Origin of the sequence: Kitasatospora cineracea, from assembly GCF_003751605.1 — a bacterium.
GTDB classification, from domain to species: domain Bacteria; phylum Actinomycetota; class Actinomycetes; order Streptomycetales; family Streptomycetaceae; genus Kitasatospora; species Kitasatospora cineracea.
Window position 1 is genome coordinate 3,449,049 of sequence record NZ_RJVJ01000001.1, and the last position, 17,471, is coordinate 3,466,519.

Annotated in this window: 14 protein-coding genes; 3 read left to right on the forward strand and 11 right to left on the reverse strand. The window is 72.9% G+C overall.

Translation table 11 applies throughout. The annotated features are described in order from the left end of the window. Positions 1–71: 71 nt before the first annotated feature. Both EDD39_RS15710 and EDD39_RS15715 read left to right on the forward strand, forming a co-directional pair. On the forward strand, positions 72–941 hold the full coding sequence (locus EDD39_RS15710; RefSeq protein ID WP_123556585.1) for a helix-turn-helix domain-containing protein: 870 nt from the start codon (positions 72–74) through the stop codon (positions 939–941). A 57-nt stretch (positions 942–998) separates the two neighbouring features. Next, on the forward strand, positions 999–2,456 hold the full coding sequence (locus EDD39_RS15715; protein WP_123556587.1) for an aldehyde dehydrogenase family protein: 1,458 nt from the start codon (positions 999–1,001) through the stop codon (positions 2,454–2,456). Between the two features lie 132 nt (positions 2,457–2,588). Here the strand turns inward: EDD39_RS15715 and EDD39_RS15720 are convergent, their stop codons facing one another. The 11 genes from EDD39_RS15720 to EDD39_RS15775 all read right to left on the reverse strand — a co-directional run bounded on the left by EDD39_RS15720 (position 2,589) and on the right by EDD39_RS15775 (position 15,606). Next, positions 2,589–3,728: an acyl-CoA dehydrogenase family protein gene (locus EDD39_RS15720; RefSeq protein ID WP_030460088.1), complete on the reverse strand. Its 1,140-nt coding sequence runs from the start codon at positions 3,726–3,728 to the stop codon at positions 2,589–2,591. Then, positions 3,725–4,552 (reverse strand): HAD family hydrolase, encoded by an 828-nt coding sequence (locus tag EDD39_RS15725; protein WP_123556589.1) that lies wholly within the window; start codon positions 4,550–4,552, stop codon positions 3,725–3,727. Before EDD39_RS15725 ends, EDD39_RS15720 begins: the two co-directional genes overlap by 4 nt. Then, the gene (locus EDD39_RS15730) at positions 4,549–6,000 is read right to left on the reverse strand and encodes a condensation domain-containing protein (protein ID WP_123556591.1); all 1,452 of its coding nucleotides are present in this window, start codon (positions 5,998–6,000) and stop codon (positions 4,549–4,551) included. The genes EDD39_RS15725 and EDD39_RS15730 overlap by 4 nt, the downstream gene beginning before the upstream one ends. Before the next feature lie 47 nt (positions 6,001–6,047). Next, positions 6,048–7,313, reverse strand: a complete 1,266-nt coding sequence (locus tag EDD39_RS15735) for an MFS transporter (RefSeq protein WP_123556593.1) — start codon at positions 7,311–7,313, stop codon at positions 6,048–6,050. A gap of 96 nt (positions 7,314–7,409) precedes the next feature. Beyond that, complete coding sequence (locus EDD39_RS15740; protein ID WP_123556595.1) at positions 7,410–8,159, reverse strand: class II aldolase/adducin family protein; 750 nt, start codon at positions 8,157–8,159, stop codon at positions 7,410–7,412. Further along, on the reverse strand, positions 8,156–8,878 hold the full coding sequence (locus EDD39_RS15745) for a dihydrodipicolinate reductase C-terminal domain-containing protein (RefSeq protein ID WP_148089452.1): 723 nt from the start codon (positions 8,876–8,878) through the stop codon (positions 8,156–8,158). Before EDD39_RS15745 ends, EDD39_RS15740 begins: the two co-directional genes overlap by 4 nt. Further along, positions 8,871–9,134, reverse strand: coding sequence for a hypothetical protein (locus tag EDD39_RS15750; RefSeq protein ID WP_123556599.1), 264 nt, complete (start codon positions 9,132–9,134; stop codon positions 8,871–8,873). Before EDD39_RS15750 ends, EDD39_RS15745 begins: the two co-directional genes overlap by 8 nt. Before the next feature lie 26 nt (positions 9,135–9,160). After that, a complete protein-coding gene (locus tag EDD39_RS15755; protein ID WP_123556601.1) occupies positions 9,161–10,612 on the reverse strand; it encodes a class I adenylate-forming enzyme family protein in 1,452 nt (483 codons plus the stop codon). Between the two features lie 7 nt (positions 10,613–10,619). After that, positions 10,620–11,837: a nitroreductase family protein gene (locus tag EDD39_RS15760; RefSeq protein ID WP_162870037.1), complete on the reverse strand. Its 1,218-nt coding sequence runs from the start codon at positions 11,835–11,837 to the stop codon at positions 10,620–10,622. A 1,056-nt stretch (positions 11,838–12,893) separates the two neighbouring features. Continuing rightward, positions 12,894–13,109 carry a hypothetical protein gene (locus EDD39_RS15765; protein ID WP_123556605.1) on the reverse strand — a complete coding sequence of 72 codons (216 nt, stop codon included), beginning with the start codon at positions 13,107–13,109 and terminating at the stop codon, positions 12,894–12,896. 655 nt (positions 13,110–13,764) lie between these two features. Then, positions 13,765–15,606, reverse strand: a complete 1,842-nt coding sequence (locus EDD39_RS15775; protein ID WP_123556609.1) for a bifunctional metallophosphatase/5'-nucleotidase — start codon at positions 15,604–15,606, stop codon at positions 13,765–13,767. Between the two features lie 393 nt (positions 15,607–15,999). On the opposite strand from EDD39_RS15775, the gene pyk reads away from it, so the two are divergent. Then, complete coding sequence (gene pyk, locus EDD39_RS15780) at positions 16,000–17,427, forward strand: pyruvate kinase (protein ID WP_123556611.1); 1,428 nt, start codon at positions 16,000–16,002, stop codon at positions 17,425–17,427. Positions 17,428–17,471 lie beyond the last annotated feature (44 nt).

Genomic DNA, 17,471 nt, shown 5'->3' on the forward strand with positions numbered 1-17,471 from the left:
CGGAGTGTCGTCGCGCAGTGGCAGACTGCATCCCACGGGGTCCAATCGGCGTTCCTGGGGCGGAGGTTTGCATGACGGGCCTGCAGACGGGCAGCGGTGCGACCGCGCGTCGCATCCAGTTGGGGGCCCAGTTGCGGCGCCTGCGCGAGGCCCGCGGCGTGACCCGGGAGGACGCCGGGTACTCGATCCGGGCCTCGGAGTCGAAGATCAGCCGGATGGAGCTCGGCCGGGTCGGCTTCAAGCAGCGCGACGTGGCGGACCTGCTGACGCTCTACGGCGTCGACGACGAGGAGTCCCGGGCCTCGCTGCTCGGCCTGGTCGGCGGCACCAACGCCCCGTCCTGGTGGCACGGTTACGGGGACGTCGTCCCCGGCTGGTTCCAGACGTACCTCAACCTGGAGGACGCCGCGGACCTGGTCCGCAGCTACGAGGTGCAGTTCGTGCCCGGGCTGCTGCAGACCCCCGAGTACGTGCACGCGGTGATGCGGGCGGGCAGCCCGGCCGCGCCGGAGGAGGAGATCGCCCGCCGGGCCGCGGTCCGGCTGCGCCGGCAGCAGCGCTTCCTGGCCGAGGGGTCGACCGCCCGGCTGGAACTGATCGTCGACGAGACGGCGCTGCGCCGCCCGTGCGGCGGCCCCGAGGTGATGGCCGGTCAGCTGGACCGGCTGGCCGAGCTCTCCCGGCGCGAGACGATCAGCCTGCGGGTGCTGCCGCTGGGGATGGGCGCGCTGGCGGCGGACAGCGGGGCGTTCACCGTGCTGTGCTTCCCCGAGCCGGACTTGGCGGACGTGGTCTACGTCGAGCAGTTCACCACCGCGCTGTACCTGGACAAGCCGGTCGAGGTGGCGGAGTACACGACCGCGCTGGAGCGGGTGGCGGCGGCCGCGCTGTCCGAGGAGGAGACCAGGTCGCTTCTCGCGGAGATCCTCCAAGACGCCTGAACCGCAATTAGGATGATGATCCGTCAGTAGGTGATCGTCAGCGCCGAGAGGGATCGGATGTCCTTGATCGCGGAACTCGCCCTGCAGTACATCGACGGCCAGTGGCGGCCGGGCACCGGCTCCTGGGACATCGTGGACCTGGACCCGTACAGCGGGGAGAAACTGGCCTCGTTCACGGTCGCCACCGCCGAGGAGATCGACCTGGCCTACCGCGCCGCCGAGCGGGCCCAGCCCGCCTGGGCCGCCACCAGCCCCTACGAGCGGCGCCTGGTCTTCGAGCGCGCGCTGCGGGTGGTCGAGGAGCGCGAGGCCGAGATCCTCCAGGTGATGACCGTCGAACTCGGCGGCACCCTCGGGAAGTCCGCCTTCGAGCTCGCCCTGGTCAAGGACATGCTGCGGGAGGCCGGCGCGCTGGCCCTGCGCGCGGAGGGGAAGATCCTGCCCTCGCCCGTCCCCGGCAAGGAGAACCGGCTCTACCGGCTCCCGGTCGGCGTGGTCGGCGTGATCAGCCCGTTCAACGCCCCGGTCTTCCTGTCGCTCAAGGCCGTCGCCCCGGCGCTCGCGCTCGGCAACGCGGTCGTCCTCAAGCCGCACCAGGACGCCCCGGTGGCCGGCGGCACCCTGATCGCCAAGGTCTTCGAGGAGGCCGGGCTGCCGGCCGGCCTGCTGAACGTGGTGCTCACCGACATCGCCGAGATCGGCGACGCCTTCATCGAGCACCCCGTCCCCAAGGTGATCGCCTTCACCGGCTCGGACTCCGTCGGCCGGCACGTCGCCACCGTCGCCGCCGCGCACTTGAAGCGGACGGTGCTCGAACTCGGCGGCAACAGCGCCCTGGTGGTGCTCGACGACGCCGACCTCGACTACGCGGTGGACGCCGCCGTCGCCAGCCGCTTCACCCACCAGGGCCAGATCTGCATGGCCGCCAACCGGATCCTGGTCGACCGCGCGGTGCTCGCCGAGTTCGGCGAGAAGTTCACCGCCAAGGTCGCCTCGCTGACCGTCGGCGACCCCGGCGACCCGGCCACCCAGCTCGGCCCGCTGATCAACTCCGCCCAGGCCGAGGCGATCACCGCCGAGGTCGACCGCGCGATAGCGGACGGCGCCCGCCCGCTGCTGCACGGCACCACCGTCGGCACCCTGGTCCGGCCGACCGTCCTCACCGACATCCCCGCCGACGACCCGATCCTGCGCCGCGAGGTGTTCGGCCCGGTCGCCCTGCTGATCCCCTTCGACGGCGAGGAGGAGGCCGTCCGGATCGCCAACGACACCCCGTTCGGCCTCTCCGGCGCCGTCCACACCGCGAACGTCGAGCGCGGCGTCCGGTTCGCCCAGCGGATCGACACCGGCATGATCCACGTCAACGACGGCACGATCGCGGACGAACCGATCGTGCCGTTCGGCGGCGAGAAGGGTTCCGGCGTGGGCCGGTTGAACGGCGACACCAGCGTGGACGCGTTCACCACCGTCAAGTGGATCTCGATCCAGCACGGGCGGTCGCGCTTCCCGTTCTGACAGTCGCCGCGCACGGCGGGCGCGACAGGCTGCGCACCGCCGGCGAGGTCGCGGTCAACGGCAGGTCACTGCCCGAGCCGCGATCCTGCCGGCGGGTGCCTCCCGCCTCGCGCACCCGCCCGTGCCCCCGGGTCAGGCCAGGCCCTGGGCGATGACCAGCCGCTGGATCTGGTTGGTCCCCTCGACGATCTGCAGCAGCTTGGCCTCGCGCATGAAGCGCTCCACCGGGTGGTCGGCGACGTAGCCGGCGCCCCCGAGCACCTGGACGGCGTCGGTGGTCACCTTCATCGCCATGTCGGTGGCGAAGAGCTTCGCCTTCGCCGCCTCCAGCGAGTAGGGCAGGCCGGCGTCCTTCAGACGGGCGGCGGCCAGCGTGAGCGCCCGCGCGGCGGCGACCTGGGTGGCCATGTCCGCCAGCATGAATCCGACGCCCTGGAAGGAGATGATCCGTTCCCCGAACTGCCGGCGGTCCTTGGCGTACCGCACGGCGTAGTCGACGGCGGCCTGGGCGAGGCCGACCGCGCAGGCGGCGATGCCCAGCCGGCCGCAGTCCAGCGCGCCCATCGCGATCAGGAAGCCCTTGCCCTCGCGGCCGACCAGCCGGTCGGACGGGACCCGCACGGAGTCGAAGCCGATCTGCGCGGTGGGCGAGGACCAGACGCCGAGCTTCTTCTCGCGCTCGTGCACCACCATGCCGGGCGTGCCCGCGGGCACCACCAGGCAGGACAGGCCGCGGGCCCCCGGGCCGCCGGTGCGGCTGAACACGTTGTAGAAGTCCGCGTGACCGGCGTGGGTGACCCAGGACTTGGTCCCCGAGATGCGGTAGCCGCCGTCCTCCTTGGTCGCCCTGGTCGAGAGCGAGGCCGCGTCCGAACCGGCCTCCGGCTCGGACAGGCAGTACGCGCCGAGGAGTTCGCCGCTGAGCATGTCGGGCAGCAGTTCCTCGCGCTGGGCCCGGGTGCCGTACGTGGCGGTGCCGAAGCAGGCGAGGTTGTGCACGTTGACCGACTCGGCCACGGCCAGCCAGTGGTAGGCGACCTCCTCCAGCGCCTGGAGGTAGACCTCGTACGGCTGCCCGCCGCCGCCGTACTCCTCGGGGTAGGGCAGGCTCAGCAGCCCGGCCTTGCCGAGCGTGCGCACGACCTCCCGGGGGAACTCGTGGTTGGCCTCGAACTCGGCGACCCGCGGGGCGAGTTCGTTGGCGGCGAGGTCCCGGACCAGGTCGAGCAGGTCGGCGGCCTCCTCGCTGGGCAGGATGCGCTGGATCTTCATCGGGCCACCTCGGCGAGCGTCGGGTGCTGCGGCCGCAGCAGGTTCTCCAGGACGACGGCGACGCCGTCCTCGGCGTTGGAGGGCGCGATCAGGTCGGCCTCGGGGTGCAGGGCGGGATCGGCGTTCGCCATGAACACCCCGCGACCGGCCCAGCGGATCATGTCGAGGTCGGTCCGGGCGTCACCGAAGGCGATCACCTCGGCGGGGGCGATGCCGCGCTCGGCGCAGAGCTTCTCCAGCGAGGCGATCTTGCTCACCCCGTGGGTCACCAGGTCGACGACACCGCTGTGGTGGTGGGAGACGGCGACCAGCCCGCCGAGGATCTCCTCGACCTCCGCGGTGTCGATCTCGCGCAGCCGGGGCGTGACGGCGAAGAGCTTGAGCACCGGGACGTCGATGGTCGCCGGGTCGGCGCGGTAGGACTCGCCGATCAGCAGCGGCTCGGGGTAGTCGGGCGCGTAGCCGACCCGCCGGTCCGCCAGCATCCAGCCGATCGCGGCGTCCGGCAGTGCCCGCTTCAGCCGGGCGGCCGTCTCGCGTGCGGTCTCGGCGTCGATCGTGGAGGCCTCCGTCAGCTCCATCGAGGGCACCTGCCAGAGTGCGGCGCCGCCGCAGCAGATCGCCTCCCCGGTCAGGTCCAGGGCCTCGACGATGTACTCGATGGCGGCGGCGTGGCGGACGGTCACGAAGACCGTCTCGATGCCGTGCTCGTGGGCCAGGGCGACGGCCCGGCGGGTCCGCGGCGAGACCGAGTAGTCGGGGCGCAGCAGGGTGCCGTCCAGGTCCACGGCGATCAGGCGGGGCAGGTGGGGGACGGCGGTCATGCGGTGAGCTCCTCGATGGGGGTGTCGGGCGCGTCCACGCCGTGCTGCAGGAACGCGTGGATCAGGCGGACGAAGCGGGTGGCCCAGTCGCGGCCGTAGAGGTCGTGGCGGTAGCGGAGTTCGATCGCGATGCCGTCCTTGCGCCGGTAGCCGATGACCCGCAGGCCGCCCCGCGGTACCTCGGGCATCGGGATGCCGATCGGCTGCACGTCGAGGCCGGACGGCCGGAGCAGCGGCTCGCGCTCGTCCTCCACCATGTCCATGTCGAAGTTGAGGTAGATCGGGACGCTGCCGGGTTCGCGGAAGCGGACGCCGTACTGCTCGGGGGCGAGTTCCCGGCTGATCAGCGAGAACGGAATCCGCTGGTGGCGCATCGCGTTGAACAGCGTCTGCGCTTCCAGGCGGACGAGTTCGCCGAAGGGCGTCCCCCCGGTGAAGCGGGTGCGGAAGGTGGCCGGGGTGGCCACGTAGCCGACCATCGCGTCGGTCTCCGGCCGGGTCCGGTTGGCGAGCGAACCGAAGGTCGCCACGTCGCCGGCGGCGTCCTCGCCCACGGTCTCCAGGCGCAGGCGCCACATGGCGGCCTTGAGCGCCGCGGCGAGCACCACGGCCGAGGTCACCCGCTCGCGAACCGCGAACTCCTCGACGGCGGCGCTCAGTTCCGGTCCGACCGGTTCGAGCAACTTGGTCACGCCCGGCTCGGCGCCGGTGGGCGCGTCCGGGTCGGCCAGGCCGGAGGCGGGGATCGGGGTGATGCCGTCGAGCTGCTTGCGCCAGTAGCCGAGCTGGCGCTCCAGCTGCACGTCGCCCAGGTGGCCGTGCTGCCAGAGGGCGAAGTCCGGGAACTGGACGGGGAGTTCGGGGAGCGGCGGTACGTCGTCGCCCTGTTCCGAGGCGTAGATGGTCAGCAGGTCGTTGATCATGATCCGGGCCGACCAGGCGTCGAAGACGATGTGGTCGGTGGTCATCGAGAGCACGTGCAGGCTCTCGCTCACCCGGCCGAGCACGGGGCGGAACAGCGGCCCGGCAGCCAGGTCGAAGGGCTGGTTGGCGTGCTCGGCGAGCAGCGCGAGCACCCGCGGCAGGCGGGTCTCCGCGGGCTCGTCGGGTGCCTCCAGGACGGGGAGGGCGCGGGGCTGCGGCGGGAGCAGCAGCATCACGTGCTCCTCGGAGGACTCCCCGTCCGCCTCGGGGAAGACCGTGCGCAGCGTCTCGTGGCGTTCGGCCAGCAGGTTGAGGCTGCGTTCCAGCAGGGCGACGTCGAGCCGCCCGTCGAAGCGCAGGCCGAGCGCGATGTTGTTGTTCACCTGGTGCACGTGCCGGCCCCAGATCAGGCGCTCCTGCTGGGTGTGGGTGGCCGGCACCGCCGCGCCCCGGGTGGCGGGGCGGACCTCCGTGGAGGTGTTGGGTGTCGGCGGGGTGACGTGGAAGGTGGTGGGGATCGTCATGGTGTGGCGGTCCGTTCGCAGGGAGGGACCCGGGGCGGCCCCGGGTTTCAGGCGGATCGGTTCGTCTTCGGGTGCAGCGCGGGGTGGGCGAGGAAGGGCAGCAGCAGGACGATCGCGGACAGCGCGCTCAGGGTGGCGAAGCCGAGCCGTTCGAGGACGACGCCGGACAGTGCGGCCCCCGCGGCCGCGGCCAGGTTCATCGCCATGTCGGAGAACCCCTGGGCGGCCGGCAGTTCGGCGACCGGGACGCTCTCGGAGAGCCGGACCGAGGCCGCCACCAGCACCGCCGACCAGGAGAGCCCCAGCAGCGCCAGCGCGACGGCGAGCTGGACGACGTCGTCGCCGCCGGCGGTGCCGCAGAGCCACAGCGAGAGCAGCATCGCGGCGGTGCCCCCGTAGAGCACCGGGGTGCTGCGGAAACGGTCCACGGCCCAGCCGAACACGGTGGAGAACCCGTACATCCCCGCCAGGTGGCCGCTGAGCACCATGCCGATGACACCCAGCCCGGTGCCGGCGTGGTGCATGTGGATGCCGGTCATCGACATCACCGCGATCATCACCAGGTGCCCGGCGACGATGCTGAGGATCGCCAGGACGGCCGGGCGGTTCCCGCGCAGCGCCTTCAGCATGGCGCGCAGCGGCGGCGGCTTCTCCCGCTCCCCGGCCTCGTCCTGCCCGCGTGCCAGCAGCAGCGGGTCGGGGCGCAGGAAGACGGCGATCGCGGTGAACGCGGCGGCGAAGCCGACGATCGCGAACAGGTAGGTGCCGGACAGCGGCGGCAGGCCCAGGTGTTCGGCGATCGCGGCACCGGGTCCGGTGAGATTGGGCCCGATCACGGCGCCGACCACGGTGGTGGTGAGCACCAGGGACATGGCCCGGCCCCGGCGCTGCGGCTCGGCCAGGTCGGCGGCGGCGAACCGGGCCTGCAGGCCGGTGGCCCCGGCGGCCCCGTAGAACACCATGCCGAGCAGGAACAGCGGGAAGCTGTGCACCACCGCGGCCACCACGCAGGCCACCGCGCCCACTGCGGCGGCCAGGTACCCGGTGGCCAGCCCGGGGCGCCGCCCCCGGACGTGGGTGATCGCCGCGATCGCCCCCACCGCGGCCGCGCCGCCGAGCGTCGCCGCGGTCTGCGACAGGCCGGCGACGGTGGCGCTCCCGCCGAGTTCCTCGGCCAGCAGGCTGGTGACCGCGAAACCCGTGGCGATGCCGCTGCCGCTGATCACCTCGGCGACCACGAGGGTCCGGACGGTCCGTCGCTGCACCCGGGCACGGTCGTGGCGCGGCGGGTCGGCGGTGGTCAAGGTCGGCATGGCGCTCCGGCTCTGTGCGTGGGTGCGTGGGTGCGTGGGCGGGGAAGGACGGGCCCGGACCGCTCCGGGAGCCGTCCGAGGCGGGCGGGACGACGGTCAGCCGCGGGTCCAGTCGACGGTCTCGGGCCAGTGCCGGCCGACCCGGCGGACGGCGTAGTCCCAGTACGAGCGGACGGAGAGGTCGGCGTAGATGAAGTCCTGCTTGGCGGCCACGTCCTGCTCGGTGGACCAGACGTACGGGACGCCGGTGCCCTCGGCGGTCAGCTGGAGCCGGCAGGCGCGCTCCAGCACCTGCGCGAAGACGGCGGCGTGCCGCACGCTCTTGCCGACGACCACCCCGCCGTGGTTGCGCAGCAGGACGGCCGGGTGGTCCCCGAGGTCCTTGGCGATGGCGTCACCCGTCCCGATGTCCAGGACCGTGTTGCTGGTCTCGGTGAACAGGCCGATCCGGTCCCGGAAGTACGCGCCGTCGTGGGAGATCGGACGCATCGGCAGGTCGGTGGCCCCGAACAGCAGGGTGTACGGCGCGTGGCTGTGCACGATGCCGTTGACGTCCGGACGCGCCCGGTAGATCGCCTGGTGCAGCGGCAGCTCCGGGGGTGCCAGCGGTGGGGCGGGCAGCGTGTGGTCGACCGAGCAGCGGACCACGTCGGCGGGGGCGGCCTCGTCGAAGCCGACCAGGGCGCCCTTGATGAAGAACTCGTCGCGGCCGGGTATCCGGGCCGAGATCTGGCCCTGGTTGAAGTCGTCGTGCCCGTCGAGGGAGAGCATCCGGGCACCGACCGCGACCTGGAGGACGAGCCGGCGTTCGGCGGGGCTGAGCGGCCGCACCTCTGCGGTGGTCATGGCGTGCTCCTTGCTGTCAGGTCGTCGTAGACGGTCCGCATGGTGACCAGGCCGGGCGCGGCGGTGCGGGCCCAGCCGGCGGCGGTCAGCGCGCCCCGGGCCGGTACCGCCCAACTGCCGACGTGGTGGCGCACGTGCAGCGACTCGCCGTTCCAGGTGTGGGTCAACTCGTGTTCGCTGACGGGGAGTCCGGCGCGTTCGTCGGCGATGTCGGCCACCGTCCGGCCGCTCGCCCCGGCCCAGGTCTGCGCCAGGACCAGCGCGGTGGCGCTCGGCCGGTGCGCCTTCCCGATCGGGTGCCGCTCCCGGACGGTGGTGGTGGTCGGGCCGAGCGGGCCCCGGGTGAGGGCGGCGGTGAACTCGGCGATGCGCAGCTGGACGTAGTGGGCGAAGGACAGGTTGGTGGCGCGCACCACCGGCACCACCGTCGCCAGCTCCTCCAGGGACGTCCACTGGGCGTCCGTCAGGTTGGAGACGCAGGCGACCAGCGGCACCCGGTACGCCGTGCAGTACGCGAGGACGTCCGCGTGCGCCTCGGGCGCGCTCGCGTCGACCAGGACGTCGGGCACGGCGTCGACCTGCCAGCCGTCGCGGCGGGAGGCGGTCAGCGACACCCGCGTGCCGTCGGCCCGGCAGGCCGCCAGCAGGGCCGAGCCGAGCCGCCCGCGACCGACGACGCCCAGGGCGGGGCCGCCGGTCGCGGGCACCTCATCAGGCATCGGCGCCGACACCGCTGGCGACCACCAGGGCCGCGACGCTGTCGATGGTCTCGTAGTGCTCGGCGCCGACCTCCGGGTCCAGGTAGACGCCGAGGTCGTTCTCGATGCTGTCGATCAGGCGCATGTAGGAGAGCGAGGAGAAGCTGACCGCGCTCAACGAGTAACCGGCCTCGGCGAGTTCGCCGGCGGTGAAGCTGCCGTCGCCGGCCGCGACCGCGAGGTCGAGGATCTTGGTGTGGAGAGAGCTGTTGTCCATGGTGGGCTCCTGTGCTGGGGAGGGGGTCAGTTGCTCCGGGCTTCGGCGAGCAGCCGCCGCAGGCGCTCGACCGACGGTTTGCCGATCGAGTTCACCGGTATCCGGTCCACCAGGTGGAAGACCGAGGGCACCTTGAAGGAGGGCAGCAGCGCCGCGCAGTGGGCGCGCAGGGACTGCACGGTGGGACCGGCCTCGACGGCGAGGACGGCGGCCAGGACCGGGTCGCCGTGCCGGCCCTCGGCCTCGAAGGCGACGACGTCGAGCACTCCGGCGGCCTTCCGCAGCACCTCGGCGATCTCGATCGGGTCGATCTTGCGTCCGCCCACGTTGACCAGTCGCCCGGTGCGGCCGGTGAGGTGGAGCACGCCGTCGAGCAGGTGGCCCTGGTCGCCGGTGCGGTAGCGGCCCTCGTCGTCGACCCGCGCTTCGAAGACCCCGGGGGCGTTGAGGTAGCGGGAGCCCATCGACTCGCTCCGGACCCGGAGCCCCTCCTCGTCCGCGATCACCTCCACACCGGGCAGCGGGGTGCCGAGCCCGGTGCCGGTGCCGTCGGCGGCGAAGGTCAGGGGCCCTGCCTCGGCCACGCCGTAGTAGTTGTGGATCGGCACGCCGGTGAGCCGGGTGAACTCCTCACGGACGCTGTCGCGCAGCGGGGCTCCCGAGGAGATCGCGGCGCGGACGCCGGCGAAGCCCCCGGTGGAGGAGCGCCGCACGATCGACTCGTACAGCGCCGGGAAGGCCACCAGCCGGGTGGCACCGGTGCTCTCCAGCAGCCGCACGATCCGGGAGGCGGTCGGCAGGCCGCGCGACAGGTGCAGCGAGGCGCCGGGCAGGAAGGCGGCGAGCAAGGAGGTGTTGAAGGCCAGGCCGTTGGAGAGCGCGGCCAGGCAGGCGATCCGGTCCCGGGCCGAGAGCCCGGTTCCCTCGACCCAGTTGCGGGCCGCCGCCAGCACGGCCGCGCCGGAGAACTCGATGCAGTTGGGCCGGCCGGTGGAGCCGGAGGTGAAGCGGCAGACCTCGGTGTCGGGCAGCAGCGGTGGGGCGGGGGCGTCGAAGCGGCGCACCCGGCTGACCGTGAGGCCGCCGAACTCGCCCCCCGCGAACTCGCCCGCGCCGGGGATCCGCTCGGTGACCTGCTCGACGTCGGCATCCGGTGCGTGGACCAGCAGGTCCAGTCCGCAGTCCTCGGCGATCCGGGCCAGCTCGAACGGCCCGAAGGCCGAGTCGGCCAGGAAGGGAACCGCGCCGGCGAACAGGGCGGCCAGGTAACCCACCACGTAGTCGGTGGAGTTGGCGGCGTAGAAGCCGATCCGCAGCCGCTCGCCGGCCGCGCCGTGCGGGGCCAGCCGGGCGGCGGCGGCCCGGGCCCGGTCGGCCAGTTCGGCGTAGCTGAGCGAGGTGTCGGCGTCGGTGACCGCGACACGGTCGCCGTGCCGGGCGAGAGCGTCCGTGAAGGCGCCGGGAAGGACGGCGTTCATCGTGGCCTCACCGCTCGTTCTGGGCGTGTGCGGTGGCGAGCCGGTCGAACTTGATGCCGGAGTCGTCCGGGCGCCCGAGCAGCAGGACGTAGAGGATCTCGTCGCTGTCCGGCAGCCCGGCCAGCGAGTGCCAGAGCGCCGCGTCGAAGCCGCCGACGCCGGTCACACCGATCCCGGCGCGAGTCGCCCCCAGGTACAGCAACTGGCCCAGGGCGCCGCACCGGAAGGCGAGTTCGCGCAGGTCCTCGCTGCCGGCGGCCGCCTCGGCGGCGGTGTCGCTGAGCGCGGTTCGCGGCGCGTGCAGCAGGACGACGGCTGCGCTGTCGGCCAGGCTGCGCTGCTGCATGCAGGCGCGGACCACCTCGTCGGTGGACGGCAGCCGGCCGGGTCGCCGTGCACCCTCGCCGGTCAGCAGGTGGACGGCGTTGTGCTCGGGTTCCTCCGCCGACCGCAGGACCAGGGTGGCGCCCATCGGGGAGTCGGCCGGCAGGTCCGTCCGCACCGGCGTGGACAGGGCCGAGACGGCCTGCCAGACCTCGGCCGCGGGGACGGTGCCGGGAACGAACGCCTTGCTGGAGGCCCGCGCGGCGAGCAGCTCCGGCCAGTCGGACGGATCGCCCAGGCCGTCCTGCGCGCCGGTCGGCCGGCCGCTGTCGGGCAGCTGCGCGAGGGGCGCGGAGGCGTCCGGCGCGCGGGTGCTCCCGGGGTGCTCCGCCCGTGCGGAGAGGGAGTCCCAGCAGGTCTCCTCCAGCCAGGACCGCCAGGCCGGCTCGCGCCGCTCCCGGTCGGCGTCGTCGTGCACGGTCCAGCGGGCCCAGGCGTCGTCGGCCTCGGCCGCCGGGACCAGCAGGGCGGAGTGCACCTCCCGGCAGTTCTCGCCGGCCTCCAGCAGGTCCGACAGGGGCGAGCGCGGGAAGCGCAGCCGCAGCGTGCCCGGCGCGCGCCGGCCGGTGGTGGCCAGCAGCAGGTTCCCGACGGCGTGCCCGGCATCGAGCTGGGTGTACAGGTAGCCGCGGTCGCCGTACTTGCGCATCGACAACCAGGGGCGGGTGAGGGTCACGATCACCGCGCCGTCGCCCGCGGGGATCTCCAGCGTCGAGGCACGCAGCGCTTCGGCGACGCCCCCGGCGGCCAGCCGGGTGCAGGTGCGGCGGTCGGAGTCGACCAGGAAGGCGGTCGGCCGGCCGTTCTCCCGCGTGAGGACGGCGAACTCGTACGGGTACACGGCCCCGGCGGACGGTACCGCCCGCGCCCCGTGCGCCCCGCGAGAACGTGCGCCCCGGCTGGTCAGCACGCCCTCCTCCAGGAGGGACAGCGCGAGCCTCAGACCCGCGGCCGAGGCCGGTTCGGCGGGCGCTAAGGACGGTGCCGCCGGCAGGGCCATCCGGGCCCACATGTCGGTCTCGAAGTCCGGTGGCGCGTGCTCGGCTCTCCGGGCGATCCGTCGTGCGTGAACTGGTCGTGCGGATTTCGTTTCTGCATTGCTTTGCACGTCTGACGAAACCTCATCCCGTTTGGTGGCGCGGCCGACCAGGCGTGCGAGAGGGCAGGCGAAAGCCCCGGCCTGTTCAGCAGATGGCGTGCGGCGGCCACGGGGAAATGTGCAAGGACTTCGATCCGACTGTGCCGCCTGCGCCATTGCAAGCTCCGGCAGCCTGTCCCCCGTGAACGGCCTACGAAGTGGATGAATTACTGGTCCGCGCCCTGAACAAGCGGCGGCTGACGATCATCCTGGGGTACCCGTGTGAGCGCTGTCAAGGATTGGAGTAGACCACCCTCCCGGTGGGGCGTGGCTTCCGGCGTGGCTGGTCGCGACCGCCGGAAGAGGTTCCGCGCATGTCTGACGAACCCTCAACTTGCCCGTATGTCAGGACATCCTGTGGGAACTGCCGACATTGGGCACAAGCTCGCCCGCCCCGGAGCGGCCCGGCCCGCACGGGCCGGGACACCCGCTCGGGGCGACTTGACAGCTCGCGTGTACGCGGTGCGGACCGGGTGCCGGGCGGGCCGCCGACCGATGGGCCGGAGTGGTCCCGGTCCGGAACGGAATGCGGAAGGAAATCCCCCGGGAAAGCTCACCGGCCCGAGTCGGCGGCCCGATCCGGCGACCCGTGGAAATCGCCGACGGCGGGTCGGCGGAGAATCGTCCGGGCCATTTCCTGATCGCCGGTGATTGATTTCCGGCCCTCGTCGGCGAGTCGCTGTTCGAAGCGGTGGGAATATCCGCTCCGAGACATTTACGCCGCCCGTCGGGGGAGGGGCGGCGGCCCGGCCGCCGGCGTCAGCCGGGGCGGTCGGGGCGGCCGAGGGGGAACCGGGGCCGGCCGTCGGCGAGGCCCGGGACGGTGCGGGCGCCGAGCGGGCGGGAGAGGCGGAACGCGACCAGCGCGGAGCGCAGGGCGGCGTCGCAGGCCCGGGCGGGAGCGCGGTCGACGCGGCCGATCGGGACGACCGCCAGGTCGGTCTCGTGGACCTCGCCGGGGCGACGGTGCCGCAACTGCCGTGCGGGACCGCGGCGGTGACGACCGGGCCGTCGGCGGAGACCGGGTCGAGCATGGCGGAGGAGCCGTTGAAGGTGTTCGCGGTGGGGCCGGCGGCCGGGGCCCGGGAGAGGACGGCGGGGCGGCGGAACGGCCGGTCGTGGCCGGAGGGGGTGAACTCCCGGACCGGGAGGGTGGCTTGCCCGCGTGAGGCGGCCGCGGTGGTGGTGCCGGGCCGGACGGCGGTGACGGTCGGCCGGCTGTCGCAGCGGGTGGCGCGGACGTCGCTCCGGCCGGTCGGCCGGGCGAAGACCTCCTTCGCGGAGCGCTGCGGCACGGTCGGCCGGGAGCCGTCCGCGAACTGCACCTCGGCGGTGCCGGGGACGGACACCGGCAGCGTGGCTCCCGGGCCGAGATGCCCGGAGAGGTGGGCGGCCTTGTCCGTTCCCGGGATCCCCCTCAACGCCCCTGCGCGGGCCGCGAGTCGGACGGTCCTCCCGACGGTTCGGTGCCGGGAGGCTCGGAGCGGTGGCAGGTGGTCGGCGTCGGGCAGCCGGGCCGGCTCGCGGCAGCAGCGCGGGCACGGCCGTCCGGAGTGATCTCCAGGGGTCGTGCCCGCGCGGCCGTCCGATCGAGCTCGGCGGCGGCTGTCTCCGGTCGGGGTCTGGGGGTTTAGAAGACCGGGACGCCGGCCCGGACCAGGCGCCAGCCGCCGTTGGCGCCGCCGGAGAAGTCGGCCGGGTCGATGACGCCCTTGGCCTTGACCCAGGCGATCATCGTGTTGCGGATCTCGTCGGAGTTGGCCCACACCTGCTGGGCGGCCGCGACGTGCGGGAAGTTGCCGCCGCCGTTGGCGCGGTAGTTGTTGACGGCGAGGACGAACTGCGCGGCCGGGTCGACCGCCGTGCCCTGGTGCGACAGGTTGACGATGCGGCTGCCGACCGGCTGCGCGATGTCGATGTCGTAGGACAGGCCGTAGATCGAGTCGTAGTTGTAGTCGGGGGTGTTGTTGGCCTGGTTGGTCAGGGCGTCCCGGTCGATCGGCGCGCCGGGGGCGACCTGGGCGTAGTACTTGGCGGAGTACTCCAGGTAGTCCTTGAGCTGGGCGCCGGTCAGGATCCGGGCCTCCAGGGTGTTCTCGTAGATGTACAGGCCGGCCGCGTCGCGCAGCTTGACCTCGCCGGCCGGGATGACCGCGGTGCGGTTGAACGGCGCGGCCTGGGCGAGCACCGGCAGCGCGGCGTACTGGCCGCCGGCCAGCGCGTCGCGGACGGCGTCGGCCTGGACCCGGCCGATCAGGTCGATGATCGGGGTGTCCCGGAACCGGGACTCGGCGATGGAGAGGGTCTCCTTGCAGGTGCCGATGACCTGGTTGACGTAGGCGACGACCTTCTGGTGCTGGTCCTTGACCAGCTTGACGATCTTCGGGTCCTCGGTGACGGTGTTGGAGTTCAGCAGCCGGGCGCTGACGCCGGTGACGGTCCAGTGGCCGCGGGAGAACTCGACCTCGAAGTCGAAGCAGGTCAGCCGCTCGCCCCAGAGCGCGGGCTCGGAGAGCACGACGTTCTTGCCGGTCTGCTGGTTGACCACGATCCGCTGCGGGACCTCCTTGTGGGCGTGGCCGACCAGGATGGCGTCCACGCCGGGGACGGTCGCGGCGATCTCGGCGCCCGCGTTCTCCGAGAAGGGCAGTTGGTCGCCCCAGGAGGAGGCGCCGTCCACGCCGGTGTGGGCGGTGATCACGACCACGTCGGCGCCGGCCGCGCGGACCTTGGGGACCCACTTGGCGGCGATCTCGGGGATGCCCGGGAAGGCCAGCTTGCCCTGCACGTTGGCCTTGTCCCAGATGGCGATGCCGGGGTTGGTCAGGCCGAGGATGCCGACCCGGACCGGGCGGCCGTGGCCGAGGTGCAGTTCGCGGATGACGTACGGCGGGAAGGCCGGCTTCTCGCTCTTGGGGTCGACCGCGTTGGCGCCGAGCAGCGGGAACTCCAGCTGGTCCTGGTAGGCGCGCAGCAGCGGGATGCCGTAGTTGAACTCGTGGTTGCCGAGCGCGGCGGCGTCGTAGCCGATGGCGTTCATGGCGGTGGCCATCGGGTGGCGCGGGGCCTTCTTGCCGGTGATCGGCTCGATCCGGGCGAAGTAGTAGGAGAGCTGGGTGCCCTGGATGGTGTCGCCGGCGTCGATCAGGAGGGTGCGGCCGCGGCCCTTCTCCTTGCGGACCTGCTCGACCAGGGTGGAGATCTTGGCGAGGCCGACGTCGTTGTGCGCGGCGTCGTCGTACTCGGAGTCGGTGAAGTACTCCCAGTTGAGGACGTGGCCGTGCAGGTCGGTGGTGCCCATCACGGTGAAGGCGCCCTTGAACGGGACGGGGCCCCTGCCGTGGGACTCGTCCCGGTCGTGGTCCGCGGCGGCGGCGGGGGTGGCCGCGGCGGCGGACAGGCCGCCGACCAGGGCGGCACCGGCCGCGGTGGCGGCGGAGCGGGTGACGAAGTCACGGCGGTTGAGGGACATCGAGGACTCCAAGTCGGGCGGTACGGGCGGTCAGCCGGCGTCCGGGGCAGGGCAGGTGACGCCCCGCCACCCGTGGTGACGCGCGTAGAAAACGCGACTGGCAGTCTGCCGGTTTCCGGCCCCCGAGGCCAGACCCATTCGCCATCCAACAGGTGAGATCCGGGTGACCCCCGGGTGGCGCGCCCGCCCGCCGCGGACCCGCCCCGGGGCCGCCGGACGCCCGCGGAGCACCCGCCGGGCGAACTGCCGTGCGTCAACCCGGGCGGCGGGCGCCCACTCCGCGCGCCACCGCCCGCCCGGTGCAGGTCCGTTCACCAAATCTTTTGCCAACTGCCATGGGAGGACTGGCCGGAACCGCGCTGTTACGACCCGGTAATGCCTAGGCTCTGCTGTATGCGCCGAGCAAAAATCGTTTGTACTCTCGGGCCTGCCGCAGACTCGTACGACCAGATCAAGGCCCTGGTCGACGCCGGTATGGACATCGCCCGACTGAACCTCAGCCACGGCTCCCACGCGGAGCACGAGGAGCGTTACCACCGGGTCCGCAAGGCCTCGGACGAGTCGGGTCGCAGCGTCGGGGTGCTGGCCGACCTGCAGGGCCCGAAGATCCGCCTCGCCACCTTCGCCGACGGGCCGGTCCTGCTGGAGCGCGGGGACGAGTTCACCATCACCGTCGACGACGTCCCCGGGGACCGCGAGATCTGCGGCACCACGTACAAGGGCCTGGCCGCGGACGTCTCGCGCGGCGAGCGGATCCTGGTCGACGACGGCCGGGTCTGCCTGGAGGTCACCCACGTCGAGGGCCCCCGGGTGCACTGCATCGTCATCGAGGGCGGACTGGTCTCCGACCACAAGGGCCTCAACCTCCCCGGTGTCGCCGTCTCGGTGCCCGCGCTCTCCGACAAGGACGTCGAAGACCTGCGCTGGGCCCTGCGGACCGGGGCCGACGTCATCGCGCTGTCGTTCGTGCGCAGCGGGAAGGACGTCGAGGCGGTGCACCGGATCATGGCCGAGGAGGGCCGCCGGATCCCGGTCATCGCCAAGATCGAGAAGCCGCAGGCGGTGGAGAACCTCGAGTCCATCGTGGACGCCTTCGACGGCATCATGGTCGCCCGCGGCGACCTGGGCGTCGAACTCCCGCTGGAGCAGGTGCCGATCGTCCAGAAGCGCGCCGTCAAGCTGGCCAAGCGCAACGCCAAGCCGGTGATCGTCGCCACCCAGATGCTGGACTCGATGATCAACGCCTCCCGGCCGACCCGCGCCGAGGCGTCCGACGTGGCCAACGCGGTGCTGGACGGCACCGACGCGGTGATGCTCTCCGGCGAGACCTCGGTCGGCAAGTACCCGGTCGAGACGGTGAAGACGATGGCCCGGATCGTCGAGGCCGCCGAGGAGGACGTCCTCGCCGCCGGCCTGCCCGTCCTCACCACCAGCAGCAAGCCCCGCACCCAGGGCGGCGCGGTCGCCCGGGCGGCCGCCGAGATCGGCGACTTCCTGGACGCCAAGTACCTGATCGCGTTCACCCGGAGTGGCGACACTGCCCGCCGGCTGACCCGCTACCGCTCGCCGATCCCGGTCCTGGCGTTCACCTACGAGCCCGCCGTGCGCAGCCAGTTGGCGCTCACCTGGGGCGTGGAGACCTTCCTCGGCCCGTTCGTCACCACCACCGACGAACTGGTCGCCCAGGTCGACTCGGCGCTGCTGAGCCTGGGCCGCTGCAAGCCCGGCGACGTCGTGATCATCACGGCCGGCTCCCCGCCCGGCCTGGCCGGATCGACCAACCTGGTGCGGGTGCACCACGTCGGCGAACCGGCCAACTGACCCCGCGGCCGGGGCCGTTCCGTCCGCTCCGGACGGCGCGGCCC